General features: G+C 67.2%; 17 protein-coding genes. 4 read left to right on the forward strand and 13 right to left on the reverse strand.

The genetic code is table 11. The features are described from left to right. Nucleotides 1-174: 174 nt before the first annotated feature. From NS6_RS23490 to NS6_RS23525, 9 genes are all read right to left on the reverse strand, one after another. Nucleotides 175-876, reverse strand: coding sequence for a DUF2334 domain-containing protein (locus tag NS6_RS23490; protein ID WP_068045408.1), 702 nt, complete (start codon nt 874-876; stop codon nt 175-177). 148 nt (nt 877-1,024) lie between these two features. After that, the gene (locus NS6_RS23495) at nt 1,025-3,190 is read right to left on the reverse strand and encodes a S9 family peptidase (protein ID WP_245669479.1); all 2,166 of its coding nucleotides are present in this window, start codon (nt 3,188-3,190) and stop codon (nt 1,025-1,027) included. A 24-nt stretch (nt 3,191-3,214) separates the two neighbouring features. After that, nucleotides 3,215-4,174 carry an alpha/beta hydrolase gene (locus NS6_RS23500; protein WP_068045412.1) on the reverse strand — a complete coding sequence of 320 codons (960 nt, stop codon included), beginning with the start codon at nt 4,172-4,174 and terminating at the stop codon, nt 3,215-3,217. 216 nt (nt 4,175-4,390) lie between these two features. Further along, entirely contained in the window at nt 4,391-4,822 is a 432-nt protein-coding gene (locus NS6_RS23505) for an HIT family protein (RefSeq protein WP_068045416.1), read from the reverse strand. An 86-nt stretch (nt 4,823-4,908) separates the two neighbouring features. Further along, nucleotides 4,909-6,336, reverse strand: coding sequence for an adenylosuccinate lyase (gene purB, locus NS6_RS23510; RefSeq protein WP_174552624.1), 1,428 nt, complete (start codon nt 6,334-6,336; stop codon nt 4,909-4,911). Between the two features lie 6 nt (nt 6,337-6,342). Then, nucleotides 6,343-6,981, reverse strand: coding sequence for a TetR/AcrR family transcriptional regulator (locus NS6_RS23515; protein WP_068045418.1), 639 nt, complete (start codon nt 6,979-6,981; stop codon nt 6,343-6,345). Between the two features lie 102 nt (nt 6,982-7,083). Then, on the reverse strand, nt 7,084-7,392 hold the full coding sequence (locus NS6_RS36000) for a zinc ribbon domain-containing protein (RefSeq protein WP_307648296.1): 309 nt from the start codon (nt 7,390-7,392) through the stop codon (nt 7,084-7,086). Nucleotides 7,393-7,584: 192 nt separating this feature from the next. Next, the gene (locus NS6_RS36005) at nt 7,585-7,692 is read right to left on the reverse strand and encodes a helix-turn-helix domain-containing protein (RefSeq protein ID WP_245669480.1); all 108 of its coding nucleotides are present in this window, start codon (nt 7,690-7,692) and stop codon (nt 7,585-7,587) included. A 204-nt stretch (nt 7,693-7,896) separates the two neighbouring features. Then, the gene (locus tag NS6_RS23525) at nt 7,897-9,015 is read right to left on the reverse strand and encodes a pyridoxal phosphate-dependent aminotransferase (RefSeq protein ID WP_068045423.1); all 1,119 of its coding nucleotides are present in this window, start codon (nt 9,013-9,015) and stop codon (nt 7,897-7,899) included. Nucleotides 9,016-9,360: 345 nt separating this feature from the next. On the opposite strand from NS6_RS23525, the gene NS6_RS23530 reads away from it, so the two are divergent. Beyond that, nucleotides 9,361-10,452: a M23 family metallopeptidase gene (locus tag NS6_RS23530; RefSeq protein WP_245669481.1), complete on the forward strand. Its 1,092-nt coding sequence runs from the start codon at nt 9,361-9,363 to the stop codon at nt 10,450-10,452. Nucleotides 10,453-10,836: 384 nt separating this feature from the next. Then, nucleotides 10,837-11,397, forward strand: coding sequence for a transglycosylase SLT domain-containing protein (locus NS6_RS34185; RefSeq protein WP_084471343.1), 561 nt, complete (start codon nt 10,837-10,839; stop codon nt 11,395-11,397). Between the two features lie 199 nt (nt 11,398-11,596). On the opposite strand, the gene purD is transcribed toward NS6_RS34185, so the two are convergent. Continuing rightward, the gene (purD, locus tag NS6_RS23540; RefSeq protein WP_068045426.1) at nt 11,597-12,868 is read right to left on the reverse strand and encodes a phosphoribosylamine--glycine ligase; all 1,272 of its coding nucleotides are present in this window, start codon (nt 12,866-12,868) and stop codon (nt 11,597-11,599) included. Nucleotides 12,869-13,154: 286 nt separating this feature from the next. Here purD and NS6_RS23545 point away from each other — a divergent pair, with 286 nt between their 5' ends. Together NS6_RS23545 and NS6_RS23550 are read left to right on the forward strand one after the other, a co-directional pair. Next, nucleotides 13,155-13,532, forward strand: a complete 378-nt coding sequence (locus tag NS6_RS23545; protein WP_068045826.1) for a PH domain-containing protein — start codon at nt 13,155-13,157, stop codon at nt 13,530-13,532. 48 nt (nt 13,533-13,580) lie between these two features. Next, a complete protein-coding gene (locus tag NS6_RS23550; protein ID WP_068045430.1) occupies nt 13,581-14,006 on the forward strand; it encodes an HIT family protein in 426 nt (141 codons plus the stop codon). A 123-nt stretch (nt 14,007-14,129) separates the two neighbouring features. Here NS6_RS23550 and NS6_RS23555 read toward each other — a convergent pair whose 3' ends face one another. The 3 genes from NS6_RS23555 to NS6_RS23565 all read right to left on the reverse strand — a co-directional run bounded on the left by NS6_RS23555 (nt 14,130) and on the right by NS6_RS23565 (nt 18,175). After that, entirely contained in the window at nt 14,130-15,575 is a 1,446-nt protein-coding gene (locus NS6_RS23555; RefSeq protein ID WP_157112922.1) for a sensor histidine kinase, read from the reverse strand. 11 nt (nt 15,576-15,586) lie between these two features. After that, on the reverse strand, nt 15,587-16,321 hold the full coding sequence (locus NS6_RS23560) for a response regulator transcription factor (RefSeq protein WP_371859357.1): 735 nt from the start codon (nt 16,319-16,321) through the stop codon (nt 15,587-15,589). 234 nt (nt 16,322-16,555) lie between these two features. Then, nucleotides 16,556-18,175 carry an alpha,alpha-trehalose-phosphate synthase (UDP-forming) gene (locus tag NS6_RS23565; RefSeq protein WP_245669486.1) on the reverse strand — a complete coding sequence of 540 codons (1,620 nt, stop codon included), beginning with the start codon at nt 18,173-18,175 and terminating at the stop codon, nt 16,556-16,558. Nucleotides 18,176-18,220: the final 45 nt, after the last annotated feature.

Below are 18,220 nucleotides of genomic sequence, written 5' to 3' on the forward strand. Positions count from 1 at the left end.
GGGCCCCACCCTCGAGACGCGGAGCGTCTCCAAAATTACAGCCCACCCTTTGCGGATGGTCTACCCCGAGGCCAGGCGCCTACCCCGAGACCAGGGGCAACCACCCCTCCCCGGAATTCCTTGTCACTCGAACCCGCCGCCCCCGGTTATCGCCGATCCGGGGGCGGCGGACTCTCAGGCCGCGCGCACCGCGGCGACGACTTCCCAGCGGTACACCTCGCTGCACGCCCCGTGATAAAGCGCGAGGTCGACCGCATCCAGAATCGCCTGCCGCGGACCCGGCCGGCCCAGCTGCGCGGCCGAGACCGCCAGCCGTAACACCCCGCCGCGCCGGGCAGTCCGGGCAGCGCCGAGCACCAGGGCCCGGCACCACCAGGGCTCGGCCCGGAAACCTTCGCCGATGCCGTACACGCGCGCCTTCTGCACCGTATTGCGCGGCAGATCATGAATACCGGTCAGCCCCAGGGAGACCCGGAACCCCAGTTCGGGCAGCGCCGCGACGGCGCCCACGGAGGCATCCCAGCGTGGGGCCGCGAACAGCCGGGTGCGCAACCCCACCTGTTCCATCGCCCGATCGGCCGCGGTGAGCCGCAGCAGCGCCTCGTGCCTGGGCAGGGTCGCGAATTCGGCGCGACGCCGTTTGGTGGCGGCCTGGTCGTAACCGTGCAGCACGATGGCGTCCCCGCGCTCTCGGCGGCCGCGCAGCCAGGTCTGTGTGGTGAGGTCGTCGGCCAGCCGGTACTTGCCCTTCAGGCGGGGCGCCACCAGCAGTGACAACCGCACACCGCGCTGATCCATCTCCTCGGCGAACCCGATCGCCGCGTCACGGGTGATTTCCCGGACCCCGGACACCGATACGAGTAGCTCAGCGTTCATACACCAACGGTGGCAGTCGCAGATGGCGGCCGAATGCCATGCCGATGACCTATACGTGCAGGCCCGGTGACCACCGCGTGCAGTGGGGTACGGCCGCCGGGCGAATATCCGGGCACCGCCCGGTTGCGCCGTCCGGCGGCCGCTTCGGCTACCGGTCCCCGACTCCCACGGTATCGAGCACCCAGGCGTATTCGAACGCGACCTCACGCCATTTCTCGTACCGGCCGCTGACCCCGCCGTGCCCCGCGCTCATCTCGGTTTTGAGCAGCAGCGGCGCATCCCCGGTCTTCGTGGCGCGGAGTTTCGCGACCCATTTCGCCGGTTCCACGTACAGCACCCGGGTGTCGTTGATGCTGGTGATCGCGAGAATGGCCGGATAGTCCTGCGCCACCACGTTCTCGTAGGGCGAATACGATTTCATGTAATCGTAGACGTCCTTGTCCGCCAAGGGGTTTCCCCATTCGTCCCATTCGATCACGGTCAGCGGGAGCGATGGATCGAGGATGGAGGTCAGCGGGTCGACGAACGGCACATTGGCCAATACACCCGCGAAGAGCTCCGGCGCCATATTCGCCACCGCGCCCATCAGCAGGCCGCCCGCGCTGCCGCCGTCGGCGATCATCCGGTCCGCCGACGTGGTCGCGTTGTCCACGAGGTGCCGTGCGCAGGAGACGAAATCGGTGAAGGTGTTCTTCTTGGTGAGGGTCTTCCCGTTCTCGTACCACAGCCGGCCCATCTCACCGCCACCCCGCACATGGGCGATGGCGAAAACCATTCCACGATCCAGTAACGACAGCCGCGATACCGAGAAGCCGGGATCCATACTGGCCTCGTAGGAGCCGTACCCGTAGAGCAGCAGCGGTTTCGGGCCGGTACTCAGGTCCGTATCGCGGCGGGCGACGATGGAGATCGGAATCCGGGTACCGTCCTCGGCCTCGGCCCAATCCCGGTATTGTACATAATCTCCGGCGTCGTAGCCGCCGAGCACGGGTTGCTCCTTGCGCAGCAGCAGTTCCCCGGTGTCCACCACATAATCGAAAACCTGGGTCGGGGTGATGAACGAGGTCAACCCGACCCGCAGGGTGGGCTGATCCCATTCGGGGCAGGATCCGAGCCCGGCACTGTAGAGCTCCAGATCGAATTCGATCTCACGCAGCTCGCCGTATCCGTCCGGGCCGAGCGGCCACACAGCCACCCGCGGCAGCGCTTCCCGGCGGTAGCTGAGCACCAGCTGCCCGGCGAACGCGTCGACATCCTCGAGCCGCACATCGTCGCGGTGGCCGATCAGCGTACGCAGCTGCGCGGGATCGTCGGCCGGGGCTTCGGCCAGGACGAAGTTTTCCGCCTTCACCCCGTCCACGACGTCGTTGTGCAGGATCAGGAATCGGTCCTGTCCCGCCACCACCGCGTGTTCGGCGGCGTACTCCACGCCCTCACGCCGGGGCAGCAGCACCCGGAACTCACCGGTCGGGTTATCCGATTCCAGCACCCAGCCCTCGGTGGTGATCTTGGAGCCCACCCAGATCATCAGGTACTTCTCGGACCTGGTGCCGCCGATACTCACCCAGTACCGCTCATCGGGTTCGTGGAAAACCTTGACATCGGTTTCGGTGCCGGTGCCGAGCCGGTGCCGCCAGACGGTATCGGGCCGCCAGGACTCGTCGACCGTCTGATAGAAGACATGGCTGCCGTCCAGCGACCAGGTGGCGCCGGGCGCGGCCCGAGCGATCTCGTCGCCGAGCAGTTCACCGGTGCGCAGATCCTTGAACCGCAGCGTGTAGCGCTCGTCGCCGGCCGTATCCACCGAGAAGGCCAGCCGGCTGCCGTCGTGGCTCACCGAGAACGCGCCGAGAGCGAAGAAATCGTGGCCTTCGGCCAGCTCGTTGCTGTCCAGCAGTACCTGTTCACCGGGGATCTCGGTATCGGCCTCCAGCTTCGGCGGGGTCCAGGCGTCGATCCCGGTCGCGGCGGCGTCGACCGGGCAACGGCACTGCACGCCGTACTGCTTACCCTCGAAGCTGCGCGAGTAGTACCAGTACTCCCCCAGCCGGGTGGGCACCGACAGATCGGTTTCCTGGGTGCGGGATTTGATCTCGTCGAAGATCTTCTCCCGCAGCGGGGCCAGCTGCGCGGTCTGCGCCTCGGTGTAGGCGTTCTCGGCCTCCAGGTAGGCGATGACCTCCGGGTCGTCCTTGTCCCGCAACCACTCGTATTCGTCGACGAAACGATCGCCGTGATGCACTCGCTCCTGCGGCACCGTCTTCGCCGTCGGCGCCGTCACCGCCTCGGTCATCGGACCACCAGTGTCAGCCATGGCCACCACCGTAGCGGCCCGGCCCTATGCTCCGATCGCGCGGCCGACAACCGGCCAGGACGCCTTCAGGTGGTCGTTCCAGTACGACCAGGAATGGGTGCCGACCGGGCTGTAGTCGACCTGGATCGGCAAGCCGGCCGCCCTCGCCCGCTGCTCGAAGGCGATCACACAGGCATCGACAGCGAACTCGATCGGGCCGCCGAGCACAATATTCTCCGGCAGCTGCGGCTTCAGTTCCAGCTCGTGTGGCCCCGGCAGGCCCGTCCCGGTGGACAGGTACAGGGTTTTACCGCGCAACCGGTCCAGCATGAGCGCCGGATCATGAGCCGCCCATTCCGGACTGCCACCCGGACCCCACATATTGTCGGGATTGCCGCCGCGGGTCAGGATCGAGAACTGCACTGCACCGGTGGCCATCCCCGTATCCGGGCACGCGCTGTATCCGGCGACCGTGGTGTAAAGGGCCGGATGCCGGGCAGCGAGGATATAGGCCGCATGCCCGCCCATGGACAGCCCGCCGATGGCGTTCACCCCGTTACCGGAGAAATGGCCATCGATGAGTGGAGGCAGCTCCCGGGTGAGGAATGTTTCCCACTGGTACCGGCCCAGTGCCGGATCTTCCCGCTGCCAGTTCGTGTAATAGCTGGCCTTACCGCCCACCGGCAGCACCACGTTCACGTTCTTGCCCCGGAAGAAGGCTTCCGCGTCGGTGGCGTTGGTCCAGGTACTCTGCCCCACCCCGGGGTCCAGCCCGTCGAGCAGGTAATAGCTGGGCCGCGAACCACCTCCGGCCGGATGCAGCACCTGCACCTGCACGACCTGATTCATCGCAGGCGAAGCGATGAACACCGCGGACCGGGTGGGGCTCAGCGCGTCGATCCCGACTACTTCGGCCGCGGCTGCGGGAGCAGGCCGGAGAACAGCAAGACCGGCAACCAATCCGACCACCGCCAGCATGAGAACAGCTAACCGGAACAACCGCATGTCCACACCTCCGTATCCCCACCCAGAACTCGGCGTAGGCCAACTCACACCATCATGCCCCGGTGATGTAGTCGACATTCAGCATTCGGCCAGCGAACGCTCAAAAGTTATCAATCACGACCTTACGTGGCCTTGGACATCCGTCCCCCGCGAAACCGCTCCGGGAGTGGGAATCCCGCCCCCGGCCGGCCGCCGATATGGACACGACGCCACTTCCTAGCGGGATCCACGCTCCAGAGCCCCCTGGATGGAACCGGCCAGGTAATCCAGGTCGGCGCGCGGCGGGGTCTGCGCGCGGGCGCGCAATCCGAATCCATCCCCAGGTGTCCGCGGAATCACGTGCAGGTGCACATGAAAGACCTCTTGACCGGCCGTGACACCGTCGGCCAGGAAGAAGTTCACGCCGTCACAGGCCACCTCACTCGCCCGTAGAGCTGCCGCCAGCCGCTGCCCCACCTTGAACAACTTGCCACCGATTTCCGGATCGAGTTCACCGAGATCGCGGGCCGGGATCTTCGGAACGACCAGCAGATGCCCCGGGGTCAGCGGGCGGATATCCATGAATGCGAGCACATCGTCGTCCTCGTACACCCGGCTGGCCGGGGCGCGCCCGGCGATGATGTCGGCAAAAATCGAATACGGATCCATAGCACCACTATGTGACTCGACTCGAGCGCACATGAACCGGCCCAGGTCACAGAGGTTCAGCGACTTCCCCGCGGTGGCGGCGCCCCTCAAAGGATGGGGGCGGGCGTGTAGCGGGCGGCTCCGGGGTAGGCATCTGTCAGCTTGCCCACCTGGGCGACGACCTCGGCGACCTGCGCGTCGGACGCGCCGATGAACGCCGATTTGTCCGCCAGCGCGGCGTCCAGGGCGGCGCGGTCCAGCGGCAACCGGTCGTCGGCCGCGAGGCGGTCCAGCAGATCGGGCTCCCGCCCCTGTTCGCGCATCGCCAGCGCCACCGCGACGGCGTGTTCCTTTATCACCTCGTGGGCCGCCTCCCGGCCCACCCCGGCGCGCACCGCGGCCATCAGGATGCGAGTAGTGGCCAGGAACGGCAGGTAGCGATCCAGTTCGCGGGCGACCACCGCCGGGTAGGCGCCGAATTCGGCGAGCACGGTCAGGAAGGTTTCGGTCATACCGTCGAGAGCGAAGAACGCGTCCGGCAGCGCGACCCGGCGCACCACCGAGCAGAACACGTCGCCTTCGTTCCACTGCGCCCCCGCGAGTTCGGCCGCCATCGACCCGTACCCGCGCAGCACCACCTGCAACCCGTTGACCCGTTCACAGGACCGGGTGTTCATTTTGTGCGGCATGGCCGAACTGCCCACCTGACCGGGCTGAAACCCCTCGGTGACCAGCTCATGCCCCGCCATCAGCCGAATAGTGTGCGCCAGCGAGGACTGTGCGGCGCCGACCTGTACCAGCGCGGACAGCACATCGTGGTCCAGCGATCTCGGATAGATCTGCCCCACACTGGTGAACACGCTGGTGAAGCCCAGGTGCCGCGCCACCTGCTGCTCCAGGGCGGCCAGTTTCGCGGCGTCGCCCCCGAGAAGATCCAGCATGTCCTGCGCGGTGCCCATCGGGCCCTTGATCCCGCGCAGCGGATAGCGTTCGATCAGTTCCCGAAGCCGGGTGAGGCCGATGAGCAGTTCGTCGGCGGCGGAGGCGAAACGCTTACCGAGGGTGGTGGCCTGCGCGGCCACATTGTGCGAGCGGCCCGCCATCACGCAGGTCTGGTATTCGGCGGCGCGTTCGGCGAGCCGGGCGGCCACCGCGACCCCGTGCGCGTGGATATGTTCCAGCGACAGCCGGATCTGCAGCTGTTCGACGTTCTCGGTGAGATCGCGGCTGGTCATCCCTTTGTGCACGTGTTCGTGGCCGGCGAGGGCGTTGAACTCCTCGATTCTGGCCTTCACATCGTGGCGGGTCACCCGCTCGCGTTCGGCGATCGAAGCCAGGTCGACCTGTTCGACAACCCGCTCGTAGTCCGCCACCACTGCGGGCGGTACCTCGACACCCAGCTCGGACTGGGCGCGCAACACCTCCAGCCACAGCCGCCGCTCGAGCACGATCTTGTGCTCGGGAGACCACAGATGCACCAGCTGTGGGCTGGCATAGCGGGTGGCGAGGACGTTGGGAATCAGGTCGGAGGTCACGTCCGGTCAGTCTAATGACCGGTATCGGTCCATCGGCTGGTGCGTCGCCGGAGCGACGATATCGATGACCTCCAGCAGGGCCCCGCGGGCCAGCCGCCGGGGTTGCGGGTCGGGTTCGCTCAGGGCGGCAACCGCGGCGCCGTCGACCACCGCGACCAGCCTGCGAAGTTGTTCGGGCCGGACGATCCGGTCGGATCGGCGCAGCACATCGGCAAGCAGCTCGTCGAGCTGCCCGCGTAGTCGGAGCTGGACCTCACGTAGCTCGGGATGCCGCGCGGAGGCGACAGTGCGCTCGTAGCGGGCGATCAACCGGGCCCACGCGCCCTCGTCCACCCCGTCGGAGCCGATCAGCAGGTCGAGCACCAGGTCGACGGTCGCCTCCGCACCGCGGCGGCGGTGGGTCACCTCACCGACGCGCCGCCGCATCGACTCGAGTTCGGCGTTACCGCTGAACTCCACGGCGCGCGCGATCAGGTCCTCGAGCGATTCGAAGTAGTACGTCGTCGAAGCCAGCGGGAGTTCGGCGCGGGTCGCGACCGATCGATGCCGCACCGCGTCGAAACCGCCTTCGAGCAGTAGTTCGGCGGCCGCGGCCACCAGCGCCCGGCGACGCCGTTCACCTTTCGGAGTCGTCGCGGTTATCACCGTGCCATCGTGCCAGTCTTGGCTTCTACCCTCGCCCGAAAGCGGAGGATTCCCGGGTTCACACCCAGGATTTCCTGTTTCATCGACAGTTGCCTCCCCACATCAGTTGCGGGGTGGTCTCACACCATCTCCGCAGGCCAGGACCGCCAGCCCAGCGGCCCGAGTATTCTTCGCAGCATCGACGTCCCGGTCGTGAAATGCACCGCGTGGGCGCCCCGGGTTCCGGACGTGCAACGGCATCGAATCGTTGATCCGGCCACCTACCGAACCGGTCTTGCCGGACGGATCGAACCGGTCCACCGCAACCACATTGCGCCCGTACCGATCCGACTTGTACGCCGGCCTCATCCGGAAGCGTGCCCACGACGCTTCCGAGACCGCCCGCGCCACGATTGTGTCCTCGGCAAGCACCGCTGTGTGATAGCGGCCCGCCGCGCCCGGCGATACGGCTACCTGCGACGGAACTACCCGGTCCGGCAGCGGACGCGACCATCGGATGTTCAGCGGCTACGACTGCTCGGTGAGTTCGATCTGCCCGCTGCGGTAGGTGGAACAGTTGGCGAAGTAGGTAGCCGAATCCTTCGACATGCCCTTTTTCCCGGACTACGGGTAGCCGGCCCGACAGCCGAACGTACGAACGAGCCGATTTTTCTGCTCGCCTGTGGGATAGAAGCGATACCGGTACGACCGCTTCACCACCTGCACGCCCATGCGTAACACAGTAGCTCACTTTCGTGTCACACAAACCGCGCGGCGGGCCGCCGCCGAACAACCGGGCATGCGCTCTAAATCTCTCGGCCATCAGTACACCCGTGCGAAATGAGGGAAAGGGGGAACAACCATCGATGTTTCTACAGCATCCTCGCAGCGATGGTGTCGTACTGTGCAAAGTTGTTGCCGGGCAGAGAGATTGTGTCAAGACCGCCGTTGCAGATAGCTCGCCAGGCGGGTGAGTGCCGATTCGATATCAGCGGTGGCACCGGCGAAGGAGAGGCGGATGGTCCGAGTCCCGTTCACGGTGTCGAAATCCAGGCCGGGCGCCAGCGCCACCCCGGTATGCGCCAGTACGTCCGCGCACCACGCCATCGAATCCTCGGTGAGGTGCCCGATATCGGCGTAGGCGTAGAAGGCGCCGTCGGCGGGTGCGAGATCGGTGATCCCGAGCGCGGCCAGCCCGTCGAGCAGGATCTGCCGGTTGGTCGAGTATCGGCGAACATGGCCGTCCAGCTCGGAGCGGGACTCGGCATCGAAGGCATGCACCGCCGCATACTGCGAGATGGCGGGCGGGCAGACGGTCATGTTCGAGGCCAGACGTTGCAGCGCCGGCCGGATCGCCGCGGGAGCCAGCATCCAGCCCAGCCGCCAGCCGGTCATCGAGAAGTATTTCGATACCGACCCGATCACCACTGCCGACCGGGAAGTCTCCCAGGCCGACGCGGTGCGCTCCCCGCCATAGGTGATGCCGTGATAGATCTCGTCGGAGATCAGCAGAGTGCCGTGCGCATCGCACCAGCGGGCCACCGCGGCGAGTTCGGCGGGCTCGATCATGGTGCCCGTCGGGTTCGCCGGGCTGGCCACGATCAATCCGCGCGGTGCTTCGGGCAGACTGTCCAGCATCGCGACGGTGGGCTGGAACCGCGTTTCGGCACGACAGTCCAGTTCCACCACCCGGCAGCCCAGCGCCGTCAGCGTATTGCGGTATGCCGGATAGCCCGGCCGCGCAACCACCACCGTATCGCCGGGGTCGAAGGCCGCCAGAAAGATCAGTGTGAATGCCCCCGACGATCCGGTGGTGACCACGACATCGTCCGGGTCGACCGGGTAACCGTAGGTGCGCCGATGATGGTCCGCAATGACCTCACGTAACGGTAGGATGCCGAAAGTCTCTGTGTAGCCGAACAATTCGGCATCGATCGCCGCCTTCGTGGCACGCAGTACCGGCGCCGGGGCCGGGGTGGAGGGCTGGCCTGCAGCCAGGCTCAGCACATCACCGTGCGTTCGGGCGCGTTCGGCGGCGGCTTTCCAGACATCCATCACGTAAAAAGGTGGGATGGTCGAGCGCCGAGATTCAGTGGACACCCGACCGACGGTAGAACACCACATCGGACGCTTCGACGGCTATGGTCTGCTCTGATGCTCGACAAGGCCAGCCGGCCGGCCGCCGGCCCGCCATCCGCCGAGCCCGGATCCACCGCTTCCCGTAGCGGTCCCGGGCTCCTCCGGCGTAGCTGGAGCCGGGCCACCCGGCGCGGGGCGGCCTCCGCCGAGCGGATACCGGAACCCGGCCCCAGCACGGCGCACACTCAGCCCGAACAGACCGGTTCGTCAGCCGGAATTCGAAATGAAGGGCGCCCGGCGAGCGCGGGCGGGCAGGAATCCGTGAGCACCCCGAGTGTCGGGATCTTGTCCGCCGAGTCAGAGATCGCGTTCGAAACACCGCTCCCGGACACCCCCGAGGACGACAGCCCACCGGCGGGCCCAGCACCTCGCGCGCTCCTGCGGCGCGCGGTGGTGCTCGGCGGTGGCCGGCTCATCGCACCCGACTGGCGGGAACGCACCGCGCAGGATCGGGAACCACACCTGACACCCCGGCAGCGGCCGGCGGCCGCCCACCGGTGGACACGCCGGCAGCTCACCGCGCTGCCCTACCGGATCCCGACTCGCGCCGAACTCACCGACCTCCTCGACCGCCGGCCGTCGGCGCAGGACATCGCCGATTCCGCGCGGCGGCATCGTTTTCTCCTCGGCGGTCTGGTTCTCACCCTGCTGCTGGCCGCCGGCGATGCGGGCGCGGGTCTACTGGTGACCGAGCAGCCGCCCCCGCCGGGTATTGCCCACCGTGTCGCGGTCGCCCACCCGCTGCAGCTGTCCACCCCGGTCCCCTCGGTACGCCGTTATATCGACGCCATCGACAACGGTGAGCGACTCCGCGAGCAGGCCGTGGTGGCCGCCGCCGCCCGCGCGACCCTCGAACGCGCGAAGGCGGAGGCCGCCGCGGCGGCGGCGGGCCAGGTACAACCGTGGATCAACAGCGCGCCCACTCCCGAGGGCGCGCTGCCCCCCGGCGCCATCCCACCCGGGCCCGGCGGCTTCGTTCTCCCCGCTCCCGGCACGTTCACCTCCGGTTTCGGCAGCCGCTGGGGTACCTACCACCGTGGTATCGATATCGCCGGGCCGATCGGCACACCGATCTATGCGGTCGCCGACGGCACGGTCATCGATGCGGGCCCGGCCCAGGGGTTCGGCCTGTGGGTCCGGATCCGGCACACCGACGGCACCATTTCCGTCTACGGCCATATGTACGATTTTTTCGTTTCGGTCGGCGAGCGGGTGCCCGCCGGGATGCAGATCGCCCGGATGGGTAATCGCGGCGATTCCAGCGGTCCACATCTGCATTTCGAGATCATCATGGACGGTCAGCACGTGGATCCTCAGCGCTGGCTTGCACTACACGGCCTTTCCTACGGTTGATCTCCACGCGGCAAATATTCGGTAGCCGGATCCCTACACGGCCCGGAGGCACCGCAGCGTGATCGATATCTCAAAATCCCCAGGTACGGCCGTTTCTCTCAGCAGAATAGAACCTTCCATTCGCCATGCGTTCACTTTTTGTTAATGTTTCGCAATCATTCTGTGATTCGCCAGAGAACAGGCCGCAAGCCTGAATATCGTGCGGCGAAAATATTCGCCCGCCCTGCGCCCGCCGATCTCCGGCGGCGCAGGGGATTACCGCGCCACTGGCCGCGGACAACTGAATCCTCAGATTCCACAACGCAATCACAAAAAGGAAACAGCGCAACAACGGCGCCGGCAAGATAGCGGCGGCGTGGTGATCCCGCGCTGCCGGAGTTCGTTATGCATCTACGCAAACTGTTGCCCCTGGCCGTTGTTGCCGCCGCCCTCGCGGTCCCCGTACCGGCCGCCGCCGAAAGCCCGGTCGCCGGCGTGCCCGCGGAGCTGCAGGCCCCCGCGCAACAACTGCAACAGCAGGCCCAGCAATGGCAACAGCAGCTGCCGCAATCGCAGCGGGATCAGCTACAACAGTTCGTCCAGCCGCTGCCGCAACCACTACCGCAACTCCTGCCGCCGAGCTTCTCCGACAATCTGGACGGCTGGATCCACAACGCGCTGCATATCCTCGGCCAGCGCGGTATCCCGGCGAGCTTCGAAGGTATCCACCGCAACGCCATGCGGGAATCCGGCGGAAACCCGCAGGCGATCAATCTCTGGGATTCCAATGCCGCGGCCGGTATCCCCTCGAAGGGGCTCATGCAGGTCATCGACCCCACGTTCGCCGCCTACCACGTGGAAGGCACCTCGTGGGACATCTACGACCCGGTCGCCAATATCGCCGCAGCTTGCAATTACGCCGCCGCTCGGTACGGCTCGATCGACAACGTCTTCGGGGCATACTGACCGCACCGGATTCCGGGGCGCGACGCCGCAGCCTTCTGATCGGCCGGCGGCGCGCCCCGGAACCCGATCTCGTCTCCGGGAACCCCGGCGCTGTGCACCGGGAATTCATTCGGCATCATGCAGTCCGGGAACTCCAGGGGCGCGCACCCGGGAAACCGAACGTCGCGCGCCCGGAAGAACCCGGCGTCCTATCCCGGGGTCAGAGCTCGATACGACCCTCGACAGCGGCGAGTCCGATATCCGAGCGGTAGTGGCTGCCGGGCAATTTGATCCCCGCCAGCCGGTCGTAGGCTGCCTCGCGCGCCGCCGTCAGGTCCACACCGGTGCCGACGATGCTCAGCACCCGGCCGCCCGCCGAGACCAGTGCACCGTCCGCGCGCTGCGATGTCCCCGCGTGCAGGACGGTCGCCGGATCGTCGGTCGCCGGATCGCTCGCCCCAGCGATCACATCGCCGGTACGCGGCCGCCCGGGATAGTTCTCCGCGGCCAGCACCACAGTGACCGCTGCCCCACCGCGCCAGCGCGGTGCCGGCGCCTCGGCGAGAGTGCCGGTCGCGGTGGCGAACAGCAGCTCACCCAGCGGACTGTCCAGCAGCGCCAGTACCGCCTGCGTCTCCGGATCCCCGAAGCGGCAGTTGAATTCCACCACGGCCGGACCCGCCGCACCCATCGCCAGGCCGGCGTACAGCAGACCGCTGAAAGGGCAGCCACGCCGAACCATTTCGGCGGCGACCGGGGCCACCACCTCGTCGACGATCTGGCCGACCAGACCATCGGGCAGCCACGGCAGCGGTGTATACGCGCCCATCCCGCCGGTATTGGGCCCGGTGTCGCCGTCGCCCGCCCGCTTGTGATCCTGCGCCGGCAGCAGCGGCACCACCGCCTCCCCATCCACCAGGCAGAACAGCGATACCTCCGGGCCGTCGAGGAAAGATTCCAGCAGCACCGGATGCCCTTGTTCGAGCAGTTCGGCGGCATGATCGCGGGCGGCCAGGCGATCCTGGGTGACCACGACCCCCTTGCCGGCGGCCAAACCGTCGTCCTTCACCACCCAGGTCGGGCCGAAACGGTCCAGCGCGGCATCCAGTTCGGCCGGAGTGTCCACGACCTCGCTGTGCGCGGTACGTACGCCGGCCGCGGCCATCACATCCTTGGCGAATGCCTTCGAACCCTCGATCCGGGCAGCCTCGGCCGAGGGCCCGAAACAGGCGATACCGGCCGCCCGCACGGCATCGGCGACGCCCAGGACCAGCGGCACTTCAGGACCGATGACCACCAGATCCGCGGCCACTTCCCGCGCCAGCGCGGCCACGGCCTCCGCGGATCCGGCGTCCACCGGGCGCACCTGCGCATGCTGGGCGATACCGGCGTTCCCCGGTGCCGCGATGAGCGCACTCACCGCCGGGTCACGGCGCAGCGCAAGGACGAGGGCATGTTCACGGGCTCCGGAACCGATGACGAGTACTCGCACCCGGACAGCTTAGAGCGTGCCGCGAAACGGCCCGCGCAGTGCCGGACGCTCACCGCCGCGCGCACGGCGGTCTCGGCCGCCGCGACCGGAAAGCGGCCGGAAAGCCGGTGTGCCGGTCCCACGGCACCTCCGGTTCCACCGAATCGCAGCCCTTACACCAGCGCGTTCCCGCCGATCGCCGCCCGCCCGCGCGACCTTGTGGATGATGGTGGTGAAACACCCGAAGCGGGTAGGTAACTCGCGCACCGCCCGCTGGGGTCAACGCGCGGACGGGAGGACGGTCGTCATGGGTCTGATGGACGGGATCATGGGTAATGCCGGGCAAATGGAGCCGGCGCAGGCGCAACAGGAATTCCAGCGGCTATTGGGCAACGGCGAACAGATCTATTCGGCCTACATCCTGGTCCGCGACGCCATGCTGTTCACCAATCGCCGCCTCATCCTCGTCGACAAGCAGGGGTTGTCCGGCCGAAAGGTGAGCTACCACAGCATCCCCTACCGCTCGATCACCCATTTCTCGGTGGAAACCGCCGGCACCTTCGACCTGGACGCCGAACTGGTGGTGTGGATCTCCGGTTCCGACACGCCCCTGCAGAAGAGGTTCAACCGCCAGGTCGACATCTACGAGGTCCAGGGCATCCTGTCCCACTTCGTCGGCGTGTAGAGCACCCGGCCCTGCCCGGCCGGCCCCGGCGCGCCATAAGCTCACCGTATGGCTTCTGTTTTCAGTGCGATCATCGCCGGGGATCTGCCGGGCCGGTTCGTCTGGGAAGACGACGAATTCGTCGGATTCCTCACCATCGCGCCGGTGACCCAGGGGCACACCCTGGTGGTCCCCCGCAAGGAAATCGACCAGTGGCAGGACATCGACCCCGAGGTCTTCAATCGCCTCAACGGTGTGGCGCAGAAGGTCGGGCAGGCCGTACGGGCAGCGTTCGACGCACCTCGAGCCGGTCTGCTGATCGCCGGGCTGGAGGTTCCCCACCTGCACGTACACGTCTTCCCGGCCTTCACCATGGGCAATTTCGATATCTCCGGAGCGGATCAGAATCCGGCCCCGGAATCACTCGACGACGCACAGAACCGGATCAAACAAGCCCTGCGCGACCTCGGCTACGGCACGAACGTCCCCGCCTGATCGGCGCACAGCAGGTATTTTCACCGGCGACCGCCGCCTCGAAGTGGAGTCGAGCCGCGGCGGACGGGCTTCACGTATTGCCAGGACCTGTTGGTTGCGAGCTGTGCCGTGCGGGTGGGTTGCTCATGTGCTGCACTCACGCGGCAGCCGCACCGTGAACGTGGCCCCCCGGCCCGGCTCGCTGTCCACCGCTACGACACCACCGTGCGCCGCGACCAGCGCCTGCACGATCGACAACCCCAGGCCGGCCCCACCACTGGCCCGGCTCCGCGAATCGTCCGCGCGATAGAACCGCTCGAAGACCCGCTCGGTCTGCTCACGCGACATTCCCGGACCGGTATCGGTGACCTCGAGCAGCACCTCCTCCGGGCAGGGAGTGAGCCGCACCGTCACCGCCGTATCGGGTGGCGTGTGCACGAGGGCGTTGTTCAGCAGATTCGCCAGTACCTGGCGCAGCCGGGCCGCATCGCCCGGCACCTCGGTGGTCCCGATGCCCGGCCGTACTTCCAACTCGATCGACCGCCGCGTACCGCCCTGCGTCGCCGCCACCGCGCGGGCACTGTGTACCGCATCGCTGGCCAGCGACAACAGATCCACCGGCGCATACTCCACCGGCCGTTCGGCATCCACCCGGGCCAGCATCAGCAGGTCCTCGACCAGCAAGCCCATCCGCTTCGATTCCCGTTCGATGCGGTCGAGCAGCATATCGGTATCGCGGGTGGCGCCCTGCCGATACAGCTCGGCGAAACCTTTGATCGTGGTCAGCGGGGTGCGCAGTTCGTGGCTGGCGTCGGCGACGAAACGGCGCATCTTCTCCTCCGAATGCCGGGCCGCCTCCTCGGAGGCCTCGGTCGCGGCGAAACCCCGCTGAATCTGCGCGAGCATGGTGTTCAAGGACCGCCCCAGCCGGTCCACCTCGGTATTCGTCGGGCGCACCGGGACCCGGCGGTGCAGATCACCGGCCGCGATATCGGCGGCGATCTCCTCCACCTGTTCCATCCGGCGCAGACTGCGCCGGATCACGAAATACGCGGCCACCGCCAGCACCACCAGCACCAGCGCACCGATCACCACCTGCAGCACCACAAGCCGCTCGACGATCGCCTCGGTTTCGTCCAGCCGCAGCGCGACCACACTGGTGCCGTATTCGTTCTCGGTGTAGCGGACCCGCCACTCGCCGGAAGCGCCCCCGGTCGATCCGGTGGTGAACGTGCCCGGCCGCAGATCGCCGGGCAGTTCCGGAGCGCCGTTTCGGTCGTCCTGGAGGAACACCCGGCCGTTGGTGTCCTGCACGCGGGTGTAGAACTTCACCGGCGGACGTTCCGTGCCGGGCTCCCCCGGCAGCAGAACGGGAGGCCGCCCACCAGGCCGGGCCCAGCTGTGTGCCGCCTCCTCGAGCTGCTGATCCACTCGATCGAGCAACGTGGTCCGCAGCGCGGATGTCACCGCTACCCCCGAGGCCAGCAACCCCACCGCGGCCAATGCCACCAACGCCAGCACCAGCGTCACCCGCAGCGGTAACGCCGCGAGCCGGCCGGCCGGGCCCTTCGGGGGCGGACCCGCCGGCACCACCTCGGTACTCACGGCCGGCCCGCAGGCGATTCCCGCATAACGTAGCCGACCCCGCGCAAAGTATGGATCAGCCGCTGCGGGCCGGTATCGACTTTCTTCCGCAGATAGGAGACATAGGTTTCCACCACCCCGACCTCGCCGCCGAAGTCGTATCGCCACACATGATCGAGAATCCGCGGTTTACTCAGCACCGTTCCCGCGTTCACCATGAAGTACCGCAGCAGGGTGAACTCTGTCGGCGACAGCGCCACCGGCTCGCCGGCCTTGAAGACCTCATGTGTGTCGTCGTCCAGCTCGATATCGGCGAACCGGATCCGGGAACGCTCCCGCTCGGGTGCGGCCCCACCCGCACGCCGCAGGATCACTCGCAACCGGGCCACCACCTCCTCCAGACTGAACGGTTTGGTGACATAGTCGTCCGCGCCCAAGGTCAGCCCGGCGACCTTGTCCTGCACGTCGTCGCGGGCGGTCAGGAACAGCACCGGCGCATCCACCCCGTCGGCCCGCAACCGCCGCAGCAGCCCGAACCCATCCATCCCCGGCATCATCACATCGACTATCAGCGCATCCGGCCGGAAGCCGCGCGCCACATCCAGCGCCTGCGCACCATCGGACGCGGATGCCACCTCGAAGCCCTGGAACCGCAAACTCACGGTCAGCAGCTCGACGATCATGGCCTCGTCATCGACCACCAGCACCCGTGCTTGCGCTGCGGTATCCGGTGCACCACTCATATCCCCCATCCTGAACGAACGCACTGGTACTTCTCTGCGTACTCGCTGTGAACACGCTGTGTGCGGTCGCCGAGCCGACTCGGACCCGGCGCACTCACGACTGCGCATCGCATCGAGCGCGGACGGCAGAGACAGTCCATAACCCTTCAGAGCTGCGCCGAACGCGGCGCCGCCGCCGGTTGCATCAGGTCACGGCCGGGCGAATCCCGGAAAACCCCACTGGGCTCGGAACAGAGCGTGGACCTATTCGTAGTCGTCGTCCGAGTCCGCGACCAGGGCTTTCCCGGCGACCTGCCCCTTGGCGAGGGCATCGAGGAAGGCGCGGGCCCAGCGGTCGACATCGTGGGCGAGGACCTGGCGGCGCAGGGCGCGCATACGGCGACGGCGAGTTTCGCGGTCGTCGGTGAGGGCGGCGACGACGGCGTCCTTCACGCTGTCCAGATCGTGCGGGTTGCACAGGTAGGACTGGCGTAGTTCGGCGGCCGCGCCGGTGAACTCGCTCAGGACGAGGGTGCCGTTGAGGCCGCTGTGGCAGGCCACATACTCCTTGGCGACCAGATTCATACCGTCACGCAGCGGGGTCACCAGCATGACGTCGGCGGCGACGAAGAAGGCGATCAGTTCCTCGCGGGCGATCGGACGATGCAGATAGTGCACCACCGGATAGCCGACCCGGGCGAACTCCCCGTTGATACGCCCGACCTGGCGTTCGATATCGCCACGCATCTGGATATAGCTTTCGACCCGTTCCCGGCTCGGCGTGGCGAGCTGCACCATCACGGTGTCGGCCGGGTCGATCCGGCCTTCGGCGAGCAGTTCTTCCAGCGCGTTGAGCCGGATATCTATGCCCTTGGTGTAGTCGAGCCGGTCGACGCCGAGCAGGACATGCTTGGGGCTACCGAGTTCCGCACGGATCTGGGCGGCGCGCTCCCGTACCGAACGCCGCCGCGAATGCTCGTCCAACCCCGCGGAGTCGATGGAGATCGGGAAGGCGCCCACCCGCACCGTCCGGAATCCGACCTGCACCACACCCATCTTCGACCGCACCCCGACCGTGCCACGCGAGGTGGGCTGACCGGCCAGCCGGCGGGCCAGATACAAGAAATTCTGGGCGCCGCCGGGCAGATGGAACCCGATCAGATCCGCCCCGAGCAGACCTTCCACGATCTCGGTGCGCCACGGCATCTGCATGAACAGTTCGACCGGCGGGAACGGGATATGCAAGAAGAAACCGATGGTGAGGTCTGGTCGCAGCATCCGCAGCATTTTCGGCACCAACTGCAGCTGATAGTCCTGCACCCATACCGTGGCCCCCTCGGCGGCGACCTTGGCCGTCTCCTCGGCGAAACGCCGGTTCACCTGCACATAGGCCGACCACCAGGCCCGGTTGTACACCGGGCGGACGATCACATCGTGATAGAGCGGCCACAGGGTCGCATTGGAGAAACCCTCGTAATAGTCGGCGACCTCTTGCGCCGACAGCGGTACCGGATGCAACTCCAGCCCGTCTTCGACGATCGGATCCACCTCGACGTCGGGCACGCCGGCCCATCCCACCCAGGCGCCGCGGTTGCTGCGCAGCACCGGCTCCAGTGCGGTCACCAGACCGCCGGGGCTACGTTTCCAGCGGGTGCTCCCGTCCGGCAGTTTCTCCAGATCCACCGGCAGCCGGTTGGCCACGACGACGAAACCGGAGCCCGCCCCGCGTTCCCGCAGCGGCTCGGCGTCCACCGCCTCGGGCTGGGCCTCCACCAGATCGATCGGAGCCGTGACCGGTCCGGAACCGTTACCGGTTCCGGATGGATCCGTGGATACGCCGGTTTCATCCTGGGGGGTGGAATCGCTGGACGGCTGATCTGTCATCTGGTCCACTCACGCATCCTTCACGCGGCGCTGTACGCCATGTAG

The organism is Nocardia speluncae NBRC 108251, assembly GCF_001613245.1.
Lineage (GTDB): Bacteria > Actinomycetota > Actinomycetes > Mycobacteriales > Mycobacteriaceae > Nocardia > Nocardia speluncae.